Source organism: Bradyrhizobium sp. (assembly GCF_030693485.1).
Lineage (GTDB): Bacteria > Pseudomonadota > Alphaproteobacteria > Rhizobiales > Xanthobacteraceae > Bradyrhizobium.
The window spans coordinates 1-22,159 of record NZ_JAUYAN010000035.1; the positions used below are offsets into that span (position 1 = coordinate 1).

The 22,159-nt window shown below is 63.7% G+C and carries 22 protein-coding genes and 1 pseudogene; 15 read left to right on the forward strand and 8 right to left on the reverse strand.

The window, feature by feature from the left end:
- Window positions 1-404, forward strand: a pseudogene (locus Q8N40_RS02585) (TetR/AcrR family transcriptional regulator); the annotation flags it as partial.
- 74 nt (window positions 405-478) lie between these two features.
- Here Q8N40_RS02585 and Q8N40_RS02590 read toward each other — a convergent pair.
- The 3 genes from Q8N40_RS02590 to Q8N40_RS02600 all read right to left on the reverse strand — a co-directional run bounded on the left by Q8N40_RS02590 (window position 479) and on the right by Q8N40_RS02600 (window position 3,797).
- Window positions 479-1,696 (reverse strand): alpha/beta hydrolase family protein, encoded by a 1,218-nt coding sequence (locus tag Q8N40_RS02590; protein WP_370870973.1) that lies wholly within the window; start codon window positions 1,694-1,696, stop codon window positions 479-481.
- Window positions 1,697-1,797: 101 nt separating this feature from the next.
- On the reverse strand, window positions 1,798-3,234 hold the full coding sequence (gene pyk, locus Q8N40_RS02595) for a pyruvate kinase (protein WP_305322234.1): 1,437 nt from the start codon (window positions 3,232-3,234) through the stop codon (window positions 1,798-1,800).
- Window positions 3,231-3,797: a DUF1036 domain-containing protein gene (locus Q8N40_RS02600; protein ID WP_305710700.1), complete on the reverse strand. Its 567-nt coding sequence runs from the start codon at window positions 3,795-3,797 to the stop codon at window positions 3,231-3,233. The genes pyk and Q8N40_RS02600 overlap by 4 nt, the downstream gene beginning before the upstream one ends.
- A 189-nt stretch (window positions 3,798-3,986) precedes the next feature.
- Here Q8N40_RS02600 and Q8N40_RS02605 point away from each other — a divergent pair, with 189 nt between their 5' ends.
- Both Q8N40_RS02605 and Q8N40_RS02610 read left to right on the forward strand, forming a co-directional pair.
- Window positions 3,987-4,289, forward strand: coding sequence for a DUF1244 domain-containing protein (locus Q8N40_RS02605; RefSeq protein ID WP_305710701.1), 303 nt, complete (start codon window positions 3,987-3,989; stop codon window positions 4,287-4,289).
- Window positions 4,290-4,570: 281 nt separating this feature from the next.
- Window positions 4,571-4,843, forward strand: a complete 273-nt coding sequence (locus Q8N40_RS02610) for a DUF2312 domain-containing protein (protein WP_305710702.1) — start codon at window positions 4,571-4,573, stop codon at window positions 4,841-4,843.
- Between the two features lie 135 nt (window positions 4,844-4,978).
- Here the strand turns inward: Q8N40_RS02610 and Q8N40_RS02615 are convergent, their stop codons facing one another.
- The 4 genes from Q8N40_RS02615 to Q8N40_RS02630 form a co-directional block, all read right to left on the reverse strand.
- Window positions 4,979-6,574, reverse strand: coding sequence for a DUF882 domain-containing protein (locus Q8N40_RS02615; protein WP_305710703.1), 1,596 nt, complete (start codon window positions 6,572-6,574; stop codon window positions 4,979-4,981).
- 253 nt (window positions 6,575-6,827) lie between these two features.
- A complete protein-coding gene (locus Q8N40_RS02620) occupies window positions 6,828-8,906 on the reverse strand; it encodes a murein L,D-transpeptidase (protein WP_305322229.1) in 2,079 nt (692 codons plus the stop codon).
- Between the two features lie 383 nt (window positions 8,907-9,289).
- Window positions 9,290-10,804, reverse strand: a complete 1,515-nt coding sequence (locus Q8N40_RS02625) for a sigma-54 dependent transcriptional regulator (RefSeq protein WP_305710704.1) — start codon at window positions 10,802-10,804, stop codon at window positions 9,290-9,292.
- 65 nt (window positions 10,805-10,869) lie between these two features.
- On the reverse strand, window positions 10,870-11,511 hold the full coding sequence (locus Q8N40_RS02630; RefSeq protein WP_305322227.1) for a TerC family protein: 642 nt from the start codon (window positions 11,509-11,511) through the stop codon (window positions 10,870-10,872).
- 459 nt (window positions 11,512-11,970) lie between these two features.
- Between Q8N40_RS02630 and Q8N40_RS02635 the strand changes: the two genes are divergently transcribed.
- From Q8N40_RS02635 to Q8N40_RS02690, 12 genes are all read left to right on the forward strand, one after another.
- A complete protein-coding gene (locus Q8N40_RS02635; RefSeq protein WP_305322226.1) occupies window positions 11,971-13,854 on the forward strand; it encodes a M3 family oligoendopeptidase in 1,884 nt (627 codons plus the stop codon).
- An 11-nt stretch (window positions 13,855-13,865) separates the two neighbouring features.
- Window positions 13,866-14,453 carry an intradiol ring-cleavage dioxygenase gene (locus Q8N40_RS02640; protein ID WP_305322225.1) on the forward strand — a complete coding sequence of 196 codons (588 nt, stop codon included), beginning with the start codon at window positions 13,866-13,868 and terminating at the stop codon, window positions 14,451-14,453.
- Between the two features lie 73 nt (window positions 14,454-14,526).
- The gene (locus tag Q8N40_RS02645; RefSeq protein ID WP_305322224.1) at window positions 14,527-14,787 is read left to right on the forward strand and encodes an AbrB/MazE/SpoVT family DNA-binding domain-containing protein; all 261 of its coding nucleotides are present in this window, start codon (window positions 14,527-14,529) and stop codon (window positions 14,785-14,787) included.
- A complete protein-coding gene (locus Q8N40_RS02650) occupies window positions 14,784-15,179 on the forward strand; it encodes a type II toxin-antitoxin system death-on-curing family toxin (RefSeq protein ID WP_305322223.1) in 396 nt (131 codons plus the stop codon). The genes Q8N40_RS02645 and Q8N40_RS02650 overlap by 4 nt, the downstream gene beginning before the upstream one ends.
- 98 nt (window positions 15,180-15,277) lie before the next feature.
- Window positions 15,278-15,430, forward strand: a complete 153-nt coding sequence (locus Q8N40_RS02655; RefSeq protein WP_305322222.1) for an aa3-type cytochrome c oxidase subunit IV — start codon at window positions 15,278-15,280, stop codon at window positions 15,428-15,430.
- Between the two features lie 136 nt (window positions 15,431-15,566).
- Window positions 15,567-16,694: a Re/Si-specific NAD(P)(+) transhydrogenase subunit alpha gene (locus Q8N40_RS02660; protein ID WP_305710705.1), complete on the forward strand. Its 1,128-nt coding sequence runs from the start codon at window positions 15,567-15,569 to the stop codon at window positions 16,692-16,694.
- 11 nt (window positions 16,695-16,705) lie between these two features.
- Window positions 16,706-17,023 carry a proton-translocating transhydrogenase family protein gene (locus Q8N40_RS02665; RefSeq protein WP_304739568.1) on the forward strand — a complete coding sequence of 106 codons (318 nt, stop codon included), beginning with the start codon at window positions 16,706-16,708 and terminating at the stop codon, window positions 17,021-17,023.
- 42 nt (window positions 17,024-17,065) lie between these two features.
- Window positions 17,066-18,463: an NAD(P)(+) transhydrogenase (Re/Si-specific) subunit beta gene (locus tag Q8N40_RS02670; protein ID WP_305322220.1), complete on the forward strand. Its 1,398-nt coding sequence runs from the start codon at window positions 17,066-17,068 to the stop codon at window positions 18,461-18,463.
- 17 nt (window positions 18,464-18,480) lie between these two features.
- Window positions 18,481-19,290, forward strand: coding sequence for an alpha/beta hydrolase (locus Q8N40_RS02675; RefSeq protein WP_305322219.1), 810 nt, complete (start codon window positions 18,481-18,483; stop codon window positions 19,288-19,290).
- A gap of 49 nt (window positions 19,291-19,339) precedes the next feature.
- Window positions 19,340-20,437, forward strand: coding sequence for a calcium:proton antiporter (locus Q8N40_RS02680; protein ID WP_305710706.1), 1,098 nt, complete (start codon window positions 19,340-19,342; stop codon window positions 20,435-20,437).
- An 18-nt stretch (window positions 20,438-20,455) separates the two neighbouring features.
- The gene (locus Q8N40_RS02685; RefSeq protein ID WP_305710707.1) at window positions 20,456-20,740 is read left to right on the forward strand and encodes a cupin domain-containing protein; all 285 of its coding nucleotides are present in this window, start codon (window positions 20,456-20,458) and stop codon (window positions 20,738-20,740) included.
- Between the two features lie 146 nt (window positions 20,741-20,886).
- On the forward strand, window positions 20,887-21,819 hold the full coding sequence (locus Q8N40_RS02690; protein ID WP_371135594.1) for a hypothetical protein: 933 nt from the start codon (window positions 20,887-20,889) through the stop codon (window positions 21,817-21,819).
- A 27-nt stretch (window positions 21,820-21,846) separates the two neighbouring features.
- On the opposite strand, the gene Q8N40_RS02695 is transcribed toward Q8N40_RS02690, so the two are convergent.
- Window positions 21,847-22,159, reverse strand: a 313-nt coding sequence (locus Q8N40_RS02695) for a tetratricopeptide repeat protein (protein WP_305710708.1), incomplete at its 5' end; no start/stop codon positions are given.

A 22,159-nucleotide genomic window follows, 5' to 3' on the forward strand; every position in this document is an offset into this window, starting at 1 on the left:
CACTGGCGGCCGCCGTCACCACGGTGGCGGTGCATGTGCTGTCGCAGCGCAAGCTCGCCTGGGGCATCCTGGCCGAGCCGGTCGATGTCGACGTCACCGCCTCCCGGCTGGCCAGCCGACGCGAGATCGCCGGCGAGATCGCCGCGCGAATCGACGCCGCGGTTCGCGCCGGGCATCTGCCGGCGCAAGACACGGCATTGGCCGCCTCGGCGCTGCTTGGCGCCCTGCATGAATCGCTGGTCGGGCCGTTGGCACCCGACAACATGGAAGACGCCGCCAAGCTGCGCGATGCCGTTCAGACCGTGACGCTGCTGGCGCTGCGCGCCGTCGGCGTGATGGACGCCCGCGCCCGCGGCCTCGTGGTGCAGGCGGTGCTGCCGGGCAAGACGCTGGTCGGCGCGTAGAGCTTCCGCCACGCGGCGATAGGTCCCGCGGACCCAGCGACGACTCTGCCGTGCTCTCCTGGTGCGGGCCGGATCTAGGGTGCGTCGAACCAGTTCTTCCATTGCGGCACGGCGCGCGCGAAGGTGCCGCGGTGGCTGGTCTGCCCGGTCGAAATCGCTTCGACCTGCGGGTTGCCGTTTCCGATCGCCTGTTGATAGGTCATCGCCAGTTGGCCCAGGCCGATGCTGATGGCCTCGTCGGCCTCGCCGTAATAATTCCGGACCGGCGACTTGATGAGCCAGCGGTAGGCCTCGGTCTGCGCCACGAGTCGGCCATAGGCTGACGCCGCGAAGAACTGCGGATCGAAATATTCGGTCCGTATCAGCTTGCGAAGGTCGGTCGGGACGTCGGCGGCCTCGAAAGGCTGCCGCTCATACGCCTTGCGCGAGACGTCGTAATAGGCGTCATTGAGGAGCGAACGCGCCAGTCCCGGCACACCGTAATAGTGCTCGAAGGCGAACGACGACAGGATGAACAGGGTGGGTACCCAGGCCGCATCGTTCTTCCTCGGGAAATTGAGAAGGCCGTTCAGCGCGACGAAAACGTCGACGGGCGCGCTCGCCGTGGCCGCCGCCTGCACGGTCACGCCGGCGCTTTCGAGCTTCTGCAGGAATGCCATCGTGACGAACCCGCCCTGTGACCAACCGGCGAGGAAGAGTTTGGTACTGTCCAGTCTCAAATGGCCCAGCACGGCCCGGCTTGCGGTCAGGAGGTCATAGCTCGCCTGTTGGTGACTCGCCTTCACCATGTAGCCTTCGGGCTCGTCAGACAGGCCAAGGCCGAAATAATCGGCGCCGATCAGGAGATATCCCTGTCCCGCGAACTGCGCGATCATCAGTTGGGTTTCCGGCGATTGCTCTGCAAAGGACGGGACCTGCTGCTTTCCGTACACGGTCCCGTGCTGGTAGGAGACCATCGGGAAGGTCGTGTCCCTGGTGTCGGGAACGGCGAGGAGTCCAGTGGCGAGGGTCGGCTTGTTGCCGCGCTCCGGGATCTCCGAAGAATAGGTGACGCGGTAGAGCCGGACTGCATTGCGGGCCGGCGTGTAGGTCACCGGGATGCCGGAGAATTTCGGCGTATCGGTCTGGAGAATCTGGTTCAGGCGACCGATATCCCAGCGCTCCAGGAATTCGTAGGTCACCCCGGATGCGATCTTTATCGGGCCCTTGTCCTGCGCCCGCGAACTCGTGGAAATCAAAGTGATCGCAAATAGCAGTGCGAAGCCAGAGTTGCGAATGACGGACCGCATCATGTTCTCCAGGGCAAACCGGCTTTGCTGCCGGGGTGGCGACGGGAATCGCCCATGCAGGCTTCTGGGTATCGGCGGCGGGTAAAGATTGGGTGTGGCGTCCCTCACATATCCGCGTCGCCGTCCGGGCCGACCGATGCGATGCGCAGCATGTTGGTGGTGCCCGGCGCGCCCAGCGGTACGCCGGCCACGATGATGACGCGCTGGCCGGCTCTCGCAAATCCATCCCTGAAGGCGATGCTGCCGGCGCGGCTGACCATGTCGTCGAGATCCTGCGCGTCTTCGGCGACCACGCAATGCACGCCCCACACCAGCGACAGCTTGCGCCCGGTCGCCAGATTCGGCGTGATCGCGACCACCGGCGGCTTCGGCCGCTCGCGCGCGACCCGCAGCGCGGTCGAGCCCGAACTGGTCCAGCAGATGATCGCGGACAGGTCGAGCGTTTCGGCGATCTGCCGCGCGGCGTCGGCGATGGCGTCGCCGACGGTCGGCCCCGGCTCGGCGCGCTGCGCATTGAGCACGCCGCGATAGGTCGGGTCGCGCTCCACTTCCTCGCCGATCCGGTTCATGGTCGAGACCGCCTCGACCGGAAACTTGCCGGCCGCCGATTCTGCCGACAGCATGATGGCGTCGGCGCCTTCGTAGACGGCGGTGGCGACGTCGGAGACCTCGGCGCGGGTCGGCACCGGGCTCTGGATCATCGATTCCAGCATTTGCGTCGCGACCACCACTGGCTTGCCGGCGCGCCGCGCCATCCGGGTCATCTGTTTCTGCAGGCTCGGCACCCGTTCCAGCGGCAGTTCGACGCCGAGATCGCCGCGCGCTACCATCAGCGCGTCGGAAGCCTCGATGATCTCAGGCAGCCGGTCGATCGCCTGCGGTTTTTCGATCTTGGCCATCACGGCGGCGCGGCCGCGGATCATTTTCTTGGCCTCGAGGACGTCCTCGGCGCGCTGCACAAAGGACAGCGCGACCCAGTCGATTCCGGTGACCAGCGCGGCGTCGAGGTCGGCGCGATCCTTCGGCGTCATCGCCGAGACCGGCAGGTCGGTGTCGGGCAGGCTGACGCCCTTGCGGTCCGACATCCTGCCGCCGATCACGACACGGGTAACGGCACGCTCCGGCGAACTCTCTTCCGCGATCAGCCGCACCTTGCCGTCGTCGAGCAGCAGCGCATGGCCCGGCCGAAGTGCGGCCAGAATTTCCGGATGCGGAAGGTGGACGCGGGTGTTGTCGCCGGGAGCCTTGTTCGAATCCAGCACGAAGCTTTCGCCGTTCTTGAGCTGGATCGAGCCCTCGACGAAGGATCCGAGCCGGAGTTTCGGACCCTGAAGATCGACCAGGATGCCGATCGGGCGGCCGTAACTGCTCTCGACATTGCGAATGGTCTTGACCAGTTCGCGCATGGTGTCGTGCGAGGTATGGCTCATATTGATGCGGAACAGGTCGGCGCCGGCCTCGAACAGCTTGCGGATCATCGCGCTGTCGGAAGAGGCGGGGCCAAGCGTTGCCAGGATCTTGATGCGGCGAAGGCGTCTCATTGTTTGCTTCCGGGCGCTGGCGGCAATCCAGACCCGCCCGGCATCCCCGGAAGGCCTCCGGGTCCGCCCGGCGCATTCGGCATCCCGGGCAGGCGCTGCGAAGGGGTTTCGTTGGATTCGGTCAGCTGCACGGTCCAGGCGCGCTGCTCGCCGGTATCGACCTCGAAGAAACCGGTGCGGTCAAACCCGCGCGCCAGGCAATTCTCGGTGCCCTTGATGGTGAATTCCTTGTCGCGCGAACACATGAATGCCTGTCCCGACCATTCGCCGCCCCGGTCGTAATCCAGTGCGTAGAGATAATAGAATCGCGCGACGAGCGTGCCACGCAGCAGGGTTTCGCAGCTTCGCGACGATACGTTCCACCAGCCCTCGGTGGTCCAGCCCTCGGCATCCTTGTAGCCGAGCGCAATGCCGACCCGGCTCGATGTATTGTTGCAGAGACGGAAGTCCGCCGCGGCTGAACCGTTCCACAGGCATGTCACCGCAAGCGCCAGCGCCGGGAACAAACCGGCGGTCAGGCGAGCGCGAATGGAATGGCGACGGTGGGAATCGCTTGCGATCATTTAATGAAGCTATATCAGGTCCTTGATGATTTCGCGTAGGCCATCGGCGGCTGTCAACGCCGCAACCGCCTTTTAGGCCCAAAGGCAGTAAAATTCCGCCTCAAGCTCCCTGTTTGCGCTGCGATATGGCAAAATCTGTGACAACTCCCACCTAATAACGAAGATCACCCCGGGGAAGGGAATACGGCCATGGCAATCGACGACAAAACCAGAACGGAACTCGAAGCGGCGGCCTTTCGGCGCCTTGTCGAGCATCTGCGTTCGCGTACCGACGTCCAGAACATCGACCTGATGAACCTGGCGGGGTTCTGCCGCAACTGCCTGTCCAACTGGCTCAAGGAAGAGGCCGACGCCAAGGGCGCTGCCATGACCAGGGACGAGAGCCGCGAGGCGGTCTACGGCATGCCCTACGAAACCTGGAAGTCAACCTATCAGGGCGCCGCCACCCCCGAGCAGCTCGAGGCGATGAAAAAGAGCCATAGCGGGCATTGAGTCTCGCCACTCCCACCTCATCCCGAGGAGCCGCGCCATCTGGCGCGGCATTTCGAAGGATGGCCGCGAGTCCGCGTGTTGCATCCATCCTTCGGGACGCGCGCCCAACAGGGCGCGCTCCTCAGAACGGGATCTTTATTCCCTGTGGGCGCGCTGTGGATGAGCGCGATGTTGCCTTGACGCAAGGCACCGCACTCATGAGGGTCATTCCGGAATGCGGTGCGTGGAAAGCGTGCGGCGCTCTGCTCACAGCTCAACATCAGTTCATTCAGGAGTACCCGATGGCCACCTCAGCCGCTGCCGTCCAGGACGAGCCCGCGACGAAATTCGCGAAAGACCAGCTCAAGGCCATCATCGAGCGCATCGAACGGCTTGAAGAAGAAAAGAAGACCATCGCCGACGATATCCGCGACGTCTACGCGGAAGCCAAGGGCAACGGCTTCGATGTCAAGGCGCTGCGCACCATCGTGCGCATGCGCAAGCAGGACGCCAATGAGCGGGCGGAAGAAGAAACCATCCTGGAAACCTACATGCAGGCGCTGGGAATGCTGTGAGGATGACGGTGTCATACGCGGGCTTGATCCGCGTATCCATCAATCCTCAAAAGGATTCCTGCGAGGTGGATGGGGTGCCGCGCCATTCGGTGCGAAGACGCGCTTCGCGCTTTAGCCCGGCAATGACGATCCGGCTCAGCGCAGCGCGGCGGTCCGCACCACGAAGGATTGCGTCGCCAGCCTGGCGGTGGCCGATCCGGTAAAGCGCTCGCAGATCAGTCCCAGCTGCGGATCTTCCGAGAAGCCCATCGCGACGATGGCCTGCGGCTTGACGAAATGGGCGCGCATCACGGTCAAGTCGGAATCGCCGAGCACCGTCGCCGACATCGAGGTCGTGGCACTCGGCGCCAGGATCATGACGCGCATCCAGGCATCGTTACCCCTGGAAGCGGTCATTCGCGTCGCGGTCGTAACTACGCTCGGCTGGCCCTGCTGTCCCTTGGCGACCACCGTATCGATCGTCGGGGCGACCAGCGGGTTGCGGGCTGGGCGGGCGCTGCGGGGGATCGGCGCGCTGGCAGCGACGATATTGGCGCGATCGACCGGCGAGGAGGCGGCCGGCGCGTAGGCCAGCGCCCTGTTGAACACTTCGGTGACGCTGGCGGTCGCTTGCGGATTGGCTGAATTGACGGCGTTGCGGGCGCTGATGGCTGCGATCTGCGCCGGAGTGGCCTGTTTCGGCGCCGCATCCCAGAAGCCGCGGGCATTGATGATGTCGGCCGGCGTTTGCGGTCTTGCTTCGCCCTTGTCAGCCGATGCGGCCTGCTTCGGTTTCGCGGGCTGCGCGATCTGGGCGTCGGCCGACGCCAGCTGGAACGTCGAACCAACGGGCTTTGCGCGCGGCATCGGAACCGGGTCGGCGGGTTTGGCGGGGGCGGCTGCGGCCATCACGTTGGCCGGGGAGGGCTTGCCACGGACGGCGGGAGCGCTGGCACCCTCGTCTTCCTCGTCGTTCGACTTGCTGCTTCCGAACAGGCTGGCGAACAGGCCTGGCTTGCCCTTGCTGGAAACCTCCTGGCCGGATCCGCGTTTTTCGATGTCGGCAAGGGCCAGTTCGTAACCCTTGAGCGGTTTGCCGTCGGTCGGAAGATGCACGGTGCGGCCGTCGGGGAATACCCGGGCCAGTTGGTCGTGGTTCATGCGCGGCCAGTGCCGGACGCTGCCGGTATCGAGATGGACGAAAGGCGATCCGGAGGTCGGATAGAACCCGACGCCGCCGCGCTGCTGGCGAAGCCCGGCGTGGCGAACCCGCTCCAGCGGCACTTCCGGAATATAGAAATCGATCGCCTGCCCGAGCACATGCTGGCTGTTGCGGGCCACTCCCGAGGAGCGGCGGCGAAGCATCGAGTTGGTGGCGGGGGAGCGGTAGGACGAGATGATGTTGATGGATTTCTTGCCGTCGACTTCGCGATAGACCTCCCAGAGGATGTCGAACAGGCGACGGTCCATCGTGGTCTGATCCTGGCTGCGCCAGTCGCGAAGGAAGTGGTTGAGTTTCTTCAGCGCTTCTTCATCGTAGCGCCCGTCACGCTTGAAGGTGACGGTGAGATCTTCTTCGGAATGGGTGTGGTGGAACGAGAGGGTGCGGGTTTCGTTGAGAGCGGTCGCATCCTTTACGGAGCCGGCTCCCGCCAGGAGCAACAAGGATGCCACGCCAGCGTGACAGCCGGCCTTCGAAAGCGACAGCGAGTTGAATTGGCGTGCGAAACCAGCCAGCACGTATGAGCCCACCCAGAGGATCGAGGAACCCTTCCGCTACCCCATGTGGCGAAAGAGCGTTAACACAGTCTTAAAGCCGGGTGGGTTGATTGAGTTTTTATCCCACCCCCCAAGTCACCGGTAACCTAACCCGCTGAGTGTGGCGAAAAAGTGCCCGCTGGCTAAGTTGGGGTGGAGAATGGTTAACGTTAAAGCGATCCCGCCGGTCTGGCGAGAACGCTGATTTCGTTCAGGAATTTAGTCGAAACGTCGGAAACGGCAGGGATTAGCGGGTGATCACCCGCCGCTGCTGCTGCTGCCGGCCAACGAGGGCGGGGGGTGTCGCCGGGCCGCCGAACAGACGCTCGAAGAATGAAGGGCCGGAGCTGCCGAAGTCGCTGTTGAAGGCGACGTTGGAGGGCAACGACGAGCTGTTCGGCCGCACGTAGCTCGGATTGGCATGGGCGACGACGTTCTCCAGATCCCTGTTTCCAGAGTTCTTGAGCAGCGGCATCATCCTGGCGTCGCGGCCGTAGACGTCCTTGCGAAATTGCAACTTGCCGGCGTCGTCCACGAACGCGGTCTGATAGGTGAGGTGGACCGGGACCGGCGTCGGGAAATTGATGTTCATCTCGCTGCGGCCATACATGCTGCGGATTCTCTCCGCCGTGTATTTTTCGTTCGGCAACACGATGTTGAGCAGGGTCGCACCGTACTGATCCGGATTCTGTACCCGCATGCAGCCATGGCTGAAGGCGCGCTCTTCCTTGGCGAACAGATGCTTGTCCGGGGTGTCGTGCTGGTAGACCAGGAACTTGTTCGGGAAATTGAAGCGAATGCGGCCGAGCGCATTGGATTCGCCGGGCGGCTGCGAAATGCGGATGCTGCCGTCGCGAGCGCGTTCAAGCTTCAGGCCCATGCGTTGCAGCACGGTCGGATCCTGCTGCAGCGCCGGCAGATATTCATTGTAGATGATCGACGGCGGCACGTTCCAGGTCGGATTGACGGTGATGAACTTCATCGTCTCGGTCATCATCGGCGTGGCCTGGTTGCCCGGCTTTCCGGTCACCACCCGGGTGGTCCAAACCTGCTCGCCCTTCTGCATCACCTTGAGCGTGAAGTCGGGAACATTGAGGATCACGTAGGCATCCTTGAGCGCCGGCGCGCCGAGCTGGCGCGGCAGCCAGCGCAGGCGCTCCATGTTGACGATCACGGTATCGATCTGGCGGTCGCGCTTCGGGCTGTTGATGGCCCTGACGGTCCTGTCGTCGAGCACACCGGTCGGCTTGATGTCGACGCCTTCCTGGAACTTGCGCACCGCCGCGGCGACCTTGGCGTCGTATTTGGTATCATCGGGGTTTTCGGTGATACCGAGCTTGGCGCGCAGTTGCGGCACGCGCTGATCCTCAGGCGTGACCGCCGGCTGTTTCTTGGTGGCGGCCTTGAAGGCGAGCGGCGGGCCTTCCGCGATCTGCATCAACGGTCCTTCGCCCTGACCGCGCAGTTCGGCCAGCTTGGTCTTCAAATCCTTGTAGAGCTTGTGGGGAGGATTGTAGCCCTCAAGTGCTGCCGCCGCATCCTTGGCGGTCGTCACATTCGCAAGCACTTCGGCGGGGTCGGTCGGGTGTTCGGGATAGAGGATGTCGGACGCGACCTGCGACCAGTGCATCCGGCTACTCTGCGCCTGGCGGGCATAGTCCAGCATGCTGGCGGTCAGTTTCAGCTCGGCTTCCGCCAGCGCGTCGGGCGTTGCCGCCGCGGCGAAATCCGGCACCGGATAGTCGGCCGCGTTCAAGCCTTCCGCGGCGGCATCCTTGAGCCGCGCGATGACGCCCCTGGCGCTGGCTGTCGCCTTGCCGCTTTGCGTCCACAGCGGCGCAAATTCGCGCGCGGCATAAAACTTCTCGACCGCGGCCCGTTCGCCCTTGCGATCGAAATAGCGCGATGCCTTCGCGCCCATCAATTCACGAAGCTTGTCGGCGACGGGCTGGTCTGCCGAGGAGACGACGCTCGCGGCCTTGACCGGCTCGGGAGCCGGCGTGACGGCGGCCGCAGCTGGCGGCGGGGCGGCGGGCGCGGTGACGACATCGGCAGGTTTGGGCTCGGCTGCCTTCTCGGTGGTCGTGACTTTCGACGGATCGGGCACCGACGCGGTGGAGTCCAGCTTGAAATCGCTGGCGGTCGGGGGCGGCACATTGGCGGGTTCGGGACGCGGGATCGCGGCGTCGATCGCGAGTTCCGCCGCACTGCTACGGGCCGGACCGGCCTGCGCCAATGCTGAGGTCGCGGACACCGTGAGGAAGGTAGCCGCGACAGCCATCAGCACGCGGTCATAACCAGCACGGTTCTTCGAACGGTCTCGCATCGTCACACCCCTTGGGCGAAACTGCCCCGGCATTGGAACAGTTCTTGATAGTATCGTTTGCCTGAAGCGCCGGCCTGGTTGTCTTGAAGCAATATTCAGTCAGGTGGTTGGTTCGCTCCTGAACGCTGCTCCAGACCTTTCTCGAGTCGTTACGCCTGCACGCCACGATTCATACGCAGACGCTACCTGTGCCCCGTTGATGCAGCCAGCGCCACGCGGGGCAACTCACGAGAAACTGACTTCAAAGGATCCCCTTTGCAACGGATTGCGCGCTTTTGCCACGCTCTTTTGCCTTTGTCTGTCACCGTCAGGCAACGGTTCAAATGTTCCGTGTCAGCGGCCTTCGCGTTACGGACACCGCTTCGCCACAATCCGACTGTCGTTCAGCTTGCCTCGTCCGCGCCGCCTGATGCCGGATCGTCGGCGGCTGCGTCGTCAAGTTTGCGATAGAGCGTCGAGCGGCCGATTTTCAACCGTCGTGCCACCTCGGACATCTGGCCGCGGTAATGTGAGAGCGCAAACCGGATGATCTCGCTTTCCATCTCCTCGAGCGGTCGCATTTCGCCTGAACTTGTCAGCATCGCCAGCGTCCCGGCTGACGGCAAGGGGGCGATCGGTATTTCGCTACCGGATACCATGGTGGGCACGGTCGAATGGAAAGCAGGTCCGACGATCAGGGGTTCGGCATGCCGGTTGCGCTCGTCAGGTGCGGGTGCCGACTGCGCTGCGCTTACCGGAAAATCGGCAAGCCCGAGCTGGTCGTGGTCGCTCATGACGACGGCGCGATAGACCGCGTTTTCGAGCTGACGAATATTGCCGGGCCATTCAAGTTGGCACAGATGCGCCATCGCCTCGCCGCTGATGCCGGTGATCGGGCGGTTCTCCTCGGCGCAGAACCTCGCCAGGAAGTGCCGCAGCAGATGCGGAATGTCCTCGCGCCGCATCCGCAAGGGAGGGATCGTCAGCGGCAGCACGTGCAGGCGATAGAACAGGTCCTCGCGAAACTTGCCGTTCTTGACGTGGTCGAGCAGCTTGCGGTTGGTAGCTGAAACGATGCGGACGTCGACCTTGACGGGCTTGCGTCCGCCGACCGCCTCGACGGTGCCTTCCTGCAGCGCGCGCAGCAGCTTGACCTGCGCCGCCAGCGGCAACTCGCCGACTTCGTCGAGAAACAGCGTGCCGCCGGAGGCTTCGACGAATTTGCCCAGATGGCGTTCGGTGGCGCCGGTGAAGGCGCCCTTCTCGTGGCCGAACAGAATCGACTCCACGAGATTGTCGGGGATCGCGCCGCAATTGACGGCGACGAACGGCTTGGCCTTGCGTTCGCCGCTGCCGTGAATGGCGCGCGCGAACAATTCCTTGCCGACGCCGGACTCGCCTTCGATCAATACCGGAATGGTCGAGGCGGCGGCCTTCTGCGCAGTGCGCAGTACGGCGGCCATGGTTTCGCTGCGGGTGACGACGTCGGCAAACGTCAGCCGGCCTTCCTTGGCGTGGCGGATGCGCTGCAATTCGCCCTTCAGCGCGCTGGCGTTGAGCGCGTTGCGCAGGCTGACCTGCAGCCGCTCGACGCCGACCGGCTTGACCACGAAATCCTGGGCGCCGGCGCGCATCGCCGATACCACATTGTCGATGCCGCCATGGGCGGTCTGCACGATGACCGGGATGTTGAGGCCGGCTTCGCGGATCTTGGCGAGTACGCCCATGCCGTCGAGGCCCGGCATGACCAGATCGAGCACCACGGCATCGATGGCTTGCGCGTCGACTGCGGTCAGCGCGGCGATGGCGGCGTCGCCGCTGTCGACGACGACCGTCTCATAGCCGCATTTCTGCACCATGTTTTCGACGAGGCGGCGTGCTACCGCATCGTCATCGGCAATCAAAATGGTCGCAGTCATGGCATTCCCCGCGAGTTACTCTGTCTCGAATCGGGGCACTCTGGCCGATGCCGATTAACGCCTGCTTAAGCCTTGCCGTTGGCCCAAACCTCCAATGCACCGCGGTAGCACATGTCGCCCGCCACATAGAGGATGATCGCGAGGCCGACATAGGCGATCCAGCGATGTTTCTGCAGCAAGCTCGCGATGAAATTGGCGGCGAGGCCCATCAAGGCAATGGAAAGGGCCAAACCGAATACCAGGATATACGGATGGTCTCGGGCCGCACCCGCGACTGCCAGCACATTGTCGAGCGACATCGACACGTCGGCGAGAGTGATCTGCCAGATGGCCTGGCCGAGGGTCTTGCGATTCTGTCCGGCGACCTTGCCGTCGGCGTTGGTGTCCTCTCCCGACAACGCTTCGTCGACATCATGTGACGGTGTGCGCAACTCGCGCCACATCTTCCAGCAGACCCAGAGCAGGAGGACACCGCCGGCCAGCAGCAGCCCGATGATCTGCAGCAGTTGAACCGTGACGCTGGCGAAAGCAATCCGCAGGACGGTGGCGGCGATAATGCCGATCAGGATCGCCTTGTTGCGCTGGTCCTTGGGCAGGCCGGCGGCTGCAAGGCCGATGACGATCGCATTGTCGCCGGCCAGCACCAGATCGATCATCACGACTTGGAAAAATGCCGTCAGGGCTGCGTTGGAAAAAATCTCGGTCAAGGGAGCGCCCTCCGTTATGCGTCCAATCCGACATCGCAGTTCGCTTGAACTGCCAGAGGGGCCCGGGGCTTGGACGTGATGGTCTGGAACGACGAAAAGTCGCCCTGCTGATCAATTCAGGTTGGATAATTCATAAACATGAAACGTGCAGAACATCAAGAGCCCTTGGCGGACAAGCCACAGTGTGGTTGGCGCCGGAAGCCCGATATCCGTGAAAAAGCCCGAGGAAGATTGTCTGATGCCGCGCGGTCGGACGCAGCCGTCACAGGCCGCTCTCATCGGCCTCAAATATTACACGTTCGTCTCCCAGGTTGGAGCGGGTTCAGCCGGGTTCCAGCAGAAGGGGCCACCCAGTGGGACTTGAACCCGCGGCATTCACCAAGCATCTTTTGTTGTACGATGAGCCGGAATTGTTTCGGCTGCTTTTCGCCTGAGGCAAAGCCAAGTTTGAAAGCATTCATGACCACCAGATCTGCGATATCCCGCGCCAACGGGGCGTCCCGCAAACCCGGATCGAGCAAGGGAGCTGCGACGAGGGCGAAGCGCAAATCTTCCGGCAAACCACGATCAGCCAGGCTGCCGGAATGGAATCTGGCCGATCTCTATGCCGGGATCGACGCGCCGGAAATTACCCGCGACCTGCAAAGGATGGATGCGGAATGCGTCGCGTTCGAGACCGACTACAAGGGCAAGCTCGCGGAACGAACCGCCGGCGAGGGCGGCGGCTTGTGGCTCGCCGAGGCCGTCAGGCGCTACGAGGCGATCGACGATGTCGCCGGCCGTCTTGGTTCCTATGCCGGGCTGGTACACGCCGGAGACAGCGTCGATCCCGCGATCACGAAATTCTACGGCGACGTCTCCGAGCGGCTGACCAATGCATCGGTGCATCTGCTGTTCTTCGCGCTCGAACTCAACCGCGTCGACGATGCCGTGATCGAACGCGCGATGACTGTGCCCGAACTGGCGCATTATCGCCCCTGGCTCGAGGATCTGCGCAAGGACAGACCGTATCAGCTGGAGGATCGCGTCGAGCAGCTTTTTCATGAAAAATCCCAGAGCAGTTATGCCGCCTGGAACCGGCTGTTCGATCAGACCATCTCCGGCCTGCGCTTCAAGGTCGCCGGCAAGGACCTCGCGATCGAGCCGACGCTGAACCTGCTGCAGGACCGCGCGGGCGAAAAGCGCAAGGCGGCGGGGCAGGCGCTGGCGAAAACCTTCAAGGCCAATGAGCGGACCTTCGCGCTGATCACCAACACGCTCGCCAAGGACAAGGAAATTTCCGACCGCTGGCGCGGCTTCCAGGATGTCGCGGACTCCCGGCACTTGAACAACCGTGTCGAGCGCGAGGTCGTGGATGCGCTGGTGGGCTCGGTGCGGGCGGCCTACCCGAAACTGTCGCATCGCTATTATCAGCTCAAGGCCGGCTGGTTCAAAAAGAAGAAGCTGGCTCATTGGGACCGCAACGCGCCGCTGCCGTTCGCCGCCAGCGGCGCCATCGCATGGCCCGAGGCGAGGCAGATGGTGCTGTCGGCCTACCGCGGCTTCTCGCCGGAAATGGCCGATATCGCCGAGCGGTTTTTCACCGATCGCTGGATCGATGCGCCAGTGCGGCCCGGCAAGGCGCCGGGCGCCTTCTCGCATCCGACCACGCCGTCGGCGCACCCCTACGTGCTGATGAACTACCAGGGCAAGCCGCGCGACGTGATGACGCTCGCTCATGAACTCGGCCATGGCGTGCATCAGGTGCTGGCGGCCAAAAATGGAGCGCTGATGGCGCCGACGCCGCTGACGCTGGCGGAGACCGCCAGCGTGTTCGGCGAGATGCTGACCTTCAAGCGGCTGCTGGCGCAGACCAGGAGCGCCAGGCAGCGGCAGGCGCTGCTCGCCGGCAAGGTCGAGGACATGATCAACACCGTGGTGCGGCAGATCGCGTTCTATTCGTTCGAGCGCGCCATCCACACCGAGCGCAAGAACGGCGAATTGACCGCGGAGCGGATCGGCGAAATCTGGCTCAGCGTGCAGGGCGAGAGCCTCGGACCTGCGATCGACATCCGCCCCGGCTACGAGAATTTCTGGATGTATATCCCGCATTTCATCCATTCGCCGTTCTACGTCTACGCCTACGCGTTTGGCGACTGCCTGGTGAACGCGCTCTATGCGGTCTACGAAAACGCCGCCGACGGATTCGCCGAGCGCTATCTGGCGATGCTCGCTGCCGGCGGCACCAGGCATTATTCCGAGTTGCTGAAGCCGTTCGGGCTCGACGCCAGGGACCCGAAATTCTGGGATGGCGGGCTGTCGGTGATCTCCGGGATGATCGACGAACTGGAAACGATGGGTTGACGAGGTCGCTCATGACGGACACGCCGACGCGCCGCGCGGTACTGGGAGCCGGTGTCTTTGCGGCCGGCTCATGGCTCACGATCGATCGCGCCGCCGCCCAGGCTCCGCTTCCCCCGACGCCGGCCTGCCACGACGGCGATGAAGCCACCTTGCGGCAGACCGAAGGGCCGTTCTTCAAACCCTCTTCTCCCGAGCGGGTGGAACTGCTTGAAACCGGCATGCCGGGACAGCCTATCGAACTGGTCGGCTTCGTGCTCTCCCGCGCCTGCAAACCCCGCGCCGGAGCCTTGCTGGATTTCTGGCAGGCCGACGACAAGGGCCGCTACGACAATTCCGGTTTCCGCCTGCGCGGTCATCAGTTCACCGACGCGGAAGGGCGCTACCGGTTGCGCAGCATCGTGCCGGGCGTCTATCCCGGCCGCACCCGCCACATCCATGTTAAGGTGCAGCCATCAGGCGGCCGCGTGCTGACCACCCAGCTCTATTTCCCGGGTGAGTCGCAGAACCGTTCCGACGGCCTGTTTCGCAAGGAGTTGCTGGTGCGCACCGCCAAGAATGCGGGATGGCTCGCCGGGCTGTTCGATTTCGTGGTCGATTAGCCTTTCCGCCGTAAAACATCTGTTGTACGCACACGATCTGCGTGTTATACATTCCGTACAACGGAGTTTGACCATGACCGAAGCCGCCCGCGATCTGAAAATTGAAAGCACTGCACTCCAAATCCGCAAGATCGGAAATTCGGTCGGAGTAATTCTGCCGAAGGAGTTGCTGGCACGGCTGAACCTCAAGGAAGGCGACAAATTCTATCCGGTCGAGCAACCGGATGGCAGCCTGCGGTTGTCGCCCTTTAACCCGAAGCATGCGCGAACGATGGAAATCGCCCGCAAAATCATGCACGAATATCGCGATACTTTTGCCGCGCTTGCAAAATGACCGAGCCAATCTGGCTCGAAGTCGATGAAGTCATCGACATGCATGCAGAGCAACTGGCGATTTTTGGCGGACCGGAAGGCATTCGAGATCGCGGCCTTCTGGAGTCGGCGATCTTGCGGCCGGTTAACCAATGGCACTACGGACAAACCGATTTGGCTGCGCTAGCGGCAGCCTACGCGTTCGGCCTCGCCCGCAACCATGCTTTCGTCGATGGTAACAAGCGTATCGCGTTTCACGCTATGATGGTCTTTCTGCGCAGCAACGCCATTCCCTTTGCACCTGACCCGGCTCACGCTGCGGAAATCATCCTCTCCCTCGCTGCCGGGGAGGTCAGCGAGGAGAGCCTGACCCGCTGGATCAGGGACAACTGGCCGGCCGGGCCGGGCAAGTAACGGGCGGCCACAGGTGCACAAAACGCCCGCCGCCGTTGCCCTTCCGGGCGGTTTGCGGTACTTCCCACGCCATAACCGAAACCTGACTGGGGATACCGATGGCAGAGCATCACGACGTGGCCTATACGACCGCCGAGGGCAACGATTACCCGGCCCATGAGCAGACCTATGAAGGGTTCATCATGCTGGTGAAATACGGCACGGCTTCCGTTATTTTCATCGTTGCCATGATGGCGATTTTCCTGACCTGAGCGCTGCCCCGGATCGCCGCCCATCCGGCGGCGGTCGGAAAATTGCCCGGCTTCCGGTCGCAAAACCGGGTATCCATCCCCACGCAATAAGCGCTAGTTTGCTTGCGCGCGCGTTGCCCGCGCCGCCGGAGGCCCCATGAAGATTGCCGTTGCCAAGGAAATCGATCCGTCCGAGCCGCGGGTCGCCGCTTCGCCCGACACGGTGAAAAAATTCAAGGCGTTGGGCGTCGATATCGCGATCGAGCCGGGCGCGGGCGTCAAGTCCGGCCTGCCGGACTCCGAGTTCACCACGGCCGGCGCCACCGTCAGCGCAGACGCGCTCAAGGACGCCGACATCGTCATCAAGGTGAGGCGGCCCGAGGCCAGCGAACTTTCCAGCTACAAGCGCGGTGCGCTGGTGATCGCCATCATGGATCCCTACGGCAACGACGCGGCGCTCAAGGCGATGGCGGACGCCGGCGTCTCGGCCTTTGCGATGGAACTGATGCCGCGCATCACCCGCGCCCAGTCGATGGACGTGTTGTCCAGCCAGGCCAATCTCGCCGGCTACCGCGCCGTGATCGAAGGGGCGGAAGCCTTCGGGCGGGCCTTTCCGATGATGATGACCGCGGCCGGCACCATTCCGGCCGCCAAGGTGTTCGTGATGGGCGTCGGCGTCGCCGGCCTGCAGGCGATCGCGACCGCACGGCGCCTCGGCGCCGTCGTCACCGCGACCGACGTGCGCCCCGCGACCAAGGAACAGGTCGAAAGCCTCGGCGCCAAGTTCCTCGCCGTCGAGGACGAAGAGTTCAAGAACGCCCAGACTGCCGGCGGCTACGCCAAGGAAATGTCCAAAGAGTATCAGGCTAAGCAGGCCGCGCTGACCGCCGAGCACGTCAAGAAGCAGGACATCGTCATCACCACCGCGCTGATCCCGGGCCGCCCGGCACCGAAGCTCATCAGCGCGGAGATGGTGAAGTCGATGAAGCCGGGTTCGGTGCTGGTCGATCTCGCGGTCGAGCGTGGCGGCAATGTCGAGGGCGCCAAAGCCGGCGAAGTCGCCGATCTCGATGGCGTCAAGATCGTCGGCTACACCAATGTCGCGGGCCGCGTCGCGGCCTCGGCCTCGAGCCTGTATGCCCGCAATCTGTTCAACTTCATCGAGACGCTGGTCGACAAATCGACCAAGGCGCTCGCGGTGAACTGGGACGATGAACTGGTCAAGGCGACCGCGCTGACCAAAGACGGCGCCGTCGTTCATCCGAACTTCCAGCCGAAAGCATAAGGAGAGCCGCCATGGATCATATCGCGCAGGCCGTCGATCCCTTCGTGTTCCGGCTTTCGATTTTCGTGCTCGCCGTGTTCGTCGGCTATTTCGTGGTGTGGTCGGTGACCCCCGCGCTGCATACGCCGCTGATGTCGGTGACCAATGCGATCTCCTCGGTGATCGTGGTCGGCGCGCTGCTCGCGGTCGGCGTTCCCATGATTTCGAGCGGCAGCGGCTGGGCGCGGGGCTTCGGTTTCGTCGCACTGATCTTCGCCTGCGTGAATATCTTCGGCGGCTTCCTTGTCACCCAGCGCATGCTGGCGATGTACAAGAAGAAGGCCAAGTGAGCGGCGTGCACCTCGGGGTGACGATGACAAAGGGGACCTGAGATGAACGCCAATCTGGCTGCAGTACTGTATCTCGTGGCGGGTGTGCTGTTCATCCTGTCACTGCGAGGGCTGTCCAGTCCCGCGACATCCCGCCAGGGCAATTTCTTCGGCATGATCGGCATGGCGATCGCGATCGCCACCACGATCGCGAGCCATCCGCCGGCGGACGGCCTCGCCTGGGTGCTGGTGATCCTGGGCGTCGCCATTGGCGGCGGTATTGGCGCGGTGATTGCGCGCCGGGTGCCGATGACGTCGATGCCGGAACTGGTCGCCGCGTTCCACTCGCTGGTCGGCATGGCCGCGGTGCTGGTCGCCGCCGGCGCGTTCTATGCGCCGGAGGCCTTCGACATCGGCAAGCCCGGCCAGATCAACGCCGCCAGCCTGATCGAAATGTCGCTCGGCGTCGCCATCGGCGCGCTGACCTTCACCGGCTCGGTAATCGCATTCGCCAAACTGTCCGGCCGGATGAGTGGGTCTCCCATCATCCTGCCGGCACGTCACATCATCAACATCGCACTCGGCGTGGCGCTGGTGGTGTTTGTCGTTCGTCTCGTGATGACGGGCGGGGCGCTCGATTTCTGGCTCATCACCATCATCGCGCTGGCGCTCGGTGCGCTGCTGATCATCCCGATCGGCGGCGCCGACATGCCGGTCGTGATCTCGATGCTGAATTCCTATTCCGGCTGGGCCGCCGCCGGCATCGGCTTCACGCTCGGCAATTCGGCGCTGATCATCACCGGCGCGCTGGTCGGTTCGTCGGGCGCGATCCTGTCCTACATCATGTGCCACGCGATGAACCGCTCCTTCATCTCGGTCATTCTCGGCGGCTTCGGCGGCGAGACTGCCGCGGCTGGCGCGGGCGGCGGCGAAGTGCGTCCGGTGAAACTGGGCTCGGCCGACGATGCGGCCTTCATCATGAAGAACGCGCAGAAGGTCATCATCGTGCCCGGCTACGGCATGGCGGTGGCGCAGGCGCAGCATGCGCTGCGCGAAATGGCAGACCAGCTCAAGAAGGAAGGCGTCGAGGTCAAGTACGCCATCCATCCGGTGGCGGGCCGCATGCCCGGCCACATGAACGTGCTGCTGGCCGAAGCCAACGTGCCCTATGACGAGGTGTTCGAGCTCGAGGACATCAACTCCGAGTTCGCCCAGGCCGACGTCGCCTTCGTGATCGGCGCCAACGACGTCACCAACCCGGCGGCCGAGGACGACAAGACCTCGCCGATCTACGGCATGCCGGTGCTGCAGGTCTGGAAGGCCGGCACCGTGATGTTCATCAAGCGCTCGCTGGCGTCAGGCTATGCCGGCATCGACAATCCCCTGTTCTACCGCGACAATACCATGATGTTGCTCGGCGACGCCAAGAAGATGACCGAGAACATCGTCAAGGGGATGTAAGCCGCCTACGGAAAATCATGACCGTCCTGAAATGGCTCCTGATCGTCGTTTCGGTCGGTTATCTCGGCGGCCTTGCCGCGCTGTTCCTGCTGCAGCGCTCGTTCCTGTTTCCGGTTCCGCAGACCGTGCGCACGCCACCGGCCGCTGCCGGCTTTCCGGCCGTCGAGGAACATCTGCTGACCACGGATGACGGCGAGAAGGTCATCGTCTGGCACCATCCGGCCAAGCCGGGGCATCCCGTCATTCTTTACTTTCACGGCAACGGCGATTTTCTCGCCGGGCTCTTCGGCCGCTTTCGCGATGTCATCGCTGACGGCACTGGCGTCGTCGCGCTGTCCTATCGCGGCTATGCCGGCTCGAGCGGACATCCGAGCGAGCAGGGCCTGCTGAGCGATGCCGCTGCGGCCTATGCCTTCACCACCGCGCGGTACAGTACGGACAGAATTGCCGTCTGGGGTTTTTCGCTCGGCAGCGGCGTCGCTGTGGCGCTGGCGGCGGAACAGCCGGTCGGCAGGGTGATTCTGGAAGCATCCTACGCATCGATTGCCGAGGTTGCCGCGTCGGCGTTTCCGATCTTCCCGGTCCGTCTCGTGATGCGGGATCCGTTTCACTCCGACCAGCGCATTGTCAGGGTGAAAGCTCCGCTGTTGTTCATGCATGGCGCGCGCGATGGAACGATTCCGATCGTCTTCGGCGAGCGCCTGTTCGCGCTGGCTCCGGAACCGAAACAGTTCGTTCGGTTCCCCGAAGGCGATCACAACGATCTGGACGCCTATGGTGCGACGGCAACGGTACGGCGATTCATCGGCGCCGCGGGCGGCCGATAGATGCTAGGGTCCGATCGTCGCGGTTTCGCAGGTTCCAGGGGATAACATTATGAGTTCGCACGGCCCGATGCCGCGATCGGCCTGGATTTTTCCGCTGCTGGCGGTTCTGCTTTTCGCAGGCGTCACCGCGCTGGACTTTACGTTTACGCCTTCACCCGCCGGGCTGGTTTTCGCCGCTGTCCTCCTGGTGATCCTGTTCGGTACGGTGTTTGCGGCAGTCCATCATGCGGAAATGATCGCGGAGCGGATCGGCGAGCCCTATGGCACGCTGCTGCTGACGCTGGCGGTCACCATCATCGAGGTCGCGTTGATCGCGACCATCATGCTCGGCGAGAAGGAGGTGCCGACGCTGGCGCGCGATACCGTGTTCGCGGTGGTGATGATCGTCTGCAACGGACTGGTCGGCATCTGCATCTTCATCGGCGGGCTGCGTTACCGCGAGCAGGATTTTCAGGTCACGGGCTCCAACCTGTATCTCAGCGTGCTGTTCGTGATGGCGACCATCACGCTGATCATGCCCAACTACACGCTGACCACCTCGGGACCGAGTTATTCGGCAGCCCAGCTCGGTTTTGTCAGCATCGTTACCCTCATTCTCTACGGCGTGTTCCTCTATACCCAGACCTATCGGCATCGCGATTACTTCGTCAGCGCAGCTGCCGAGGCCGCGGAGAGCGGGACGCACGCTTCGAACCGGATGCTGGCCCTGAGCGCCGTGCTGCTGCTGCTCTCGCTGCTGGCGGTGGTGCTGCTGGCGAAGAAGTTCTCGCTCGTGGTCGATGTCGTCAGCGCCCGGATCGGCGCGCCGCCGGCGTTTGCGGGCGTTCTGGTGGCGCTCTTGATCCTGCTGCCGGAAGGCGTCGCCGCGATCGGCGCGGCCCGCAAGAACGATCTGCAGAAGAGCATTAACCTCGCGCTCGGCTCGTCGCTGGCGACGATCGGGCTGACGGTGCCGACCGTTGCGGTGGCGGCCTGGGCGCTGGACAAGCAGCTGGTGCTCGGGCTGAATGAGCAGGGCATGGTGCTGCTGCTGTTGACGTTCATCCTGAGCATGCTCACCTTCGGCACCGGCCGCACCAACATCCTGTTCGGGCTGGTGCACATGGTGGTGTTTGCGGTGTTCGTGTTCCTGGTGTTCGTGCCGTAATTCCCTGGAGTAACAAGAATGATCAGTGCCAAATCAGACGTTCAGGTCGATACGCCCGAAGTCCGGGTCACCGAGTGGCGGCTGGCGCCGGGCAGCGCCACTGGCCATCACACCCACGGGATGGACTATGTCATCGTTCCCGTAACCTCGGGCGAAATGACCATCGTGGCGCCCAATGGGGCGCGCTCCAAGGCGCAACTTGCGGTGGGAAAATCCTATTTCCGCAAAGCCGGCGTCGAGCATGACGTGCTCAACGAATCTGCAAGCGAAATCGTGTTCCTGGAAGTCGAGCTGAAGCCCTGAGCTCCCGGTCGAGTTCATGATCGGCGGCTTGACGCTGCCGTGAACGGATCGTTATGCCGGATCGGCAGATTGCCACCGATCTGTCGCAGTTGATCCCTCAATGCGCCTCAAAGTTCCCGCATCAGATCAGCTGCGGGAGTGCCGGTATGCTGAAAAAGTATCTGACGAAATTTACGGTGGACATTTTGCCGTCGGTGGCTGCGACCGTGATCGGGGCCTACATCGTCAATCATTACATCGTCAGCAAGCCCGCCCCGGCGACGCCCGCCGCAGCGGTGGTTTCGACCGTCGATCCGAAGGCCGCTCCCGCGGCGGCCAAGGTCGACGTCAAGACAATTGAAAAATCGTCCGACACGTCCGTCGAAATCGTCAACACCCGGGGCCCGGGCGTGAAGGCGAAGGGGATCTCGGAACGGGCGGTCCTCGAGAAGGCCGCCGCGGAAAGGTCGCAAGAGAAACCAGAGAAATCCGCAGAGCATGTCGCCGAGAGGCCGACGGAGACCGCTTCCATTCCGGCCGAGACGCGGCGACCCCAGATTGCGCCGCGTGAAAAGACGGCCGCCAAAGCCGCGCCGGTGGCATCGGCGCCTGCGCCGGCCGAGGCCGCGAGCGCATCGGAAGAGCGCCGCGATGCCAACGATCTTGCCCGCGCGGCGATCGACCGACTGCGCGGTTCGAACGATGGTTCGCCGCGGCCGCAGGAAGCCGCCCGCATCCCCGACGCGGCCCGTGCGCCGGAGGCCGCTCGCGTCCCGGATGTTCCCCGTGTCGTGTTGGCGCCTGCCATCCGGCCGCTGCCGCCGCCGGTCGTGGTCTCGATGCCCGCGCATGAGGCCGCCGATTCGACGACGGGATATCAGGAGATGAAGCCGCCTTATGCCGCCGCTGCACGGAACGATGGTCCCCGCCGGCCGACGCCGCCGGCCGACATCCCGTCACCCCCGCTCGATTTGCAGGCCGAGGCATCGGGACCGCTGGTGCGCGCCGAGGGCTCGGGGCCATTAGCGCGGGTCCGCACCACAGCTGAAGACGTTCTGTCGGCGGCCAAGTCGGTGTTTCATGTGGTGCTGCCGAAGTAGCCGAAGCCACGTTGGGGCGCTTGCCGGTTAGCCGCCGAGGCGCGCCAGACCGCTTCGCGCGGTCTCGTCCCTGGGGCGGATGGCGATGGCGCGGCCATATGAGGCGGCGGCCTTGGCCTTGTCGCCGAGACGTTCATAGGCCAGTCCTCGCGTTGTCCAGATCTGCGCATTTTGCGGGTCGGCCTGCACCGCCTCGTCGAGATCGGCGGCGGCTTCCTTGATCTTGTCAATCGCGAGATAGCTGATGGCGCGAGCCAGCAACGGCTCGGCCCGCTGCGGCGTCAGGCCATTGGCCGAGGTAAAGTCATCGACCGCGAGCTGATGCTGCCTTTCGCGCTGA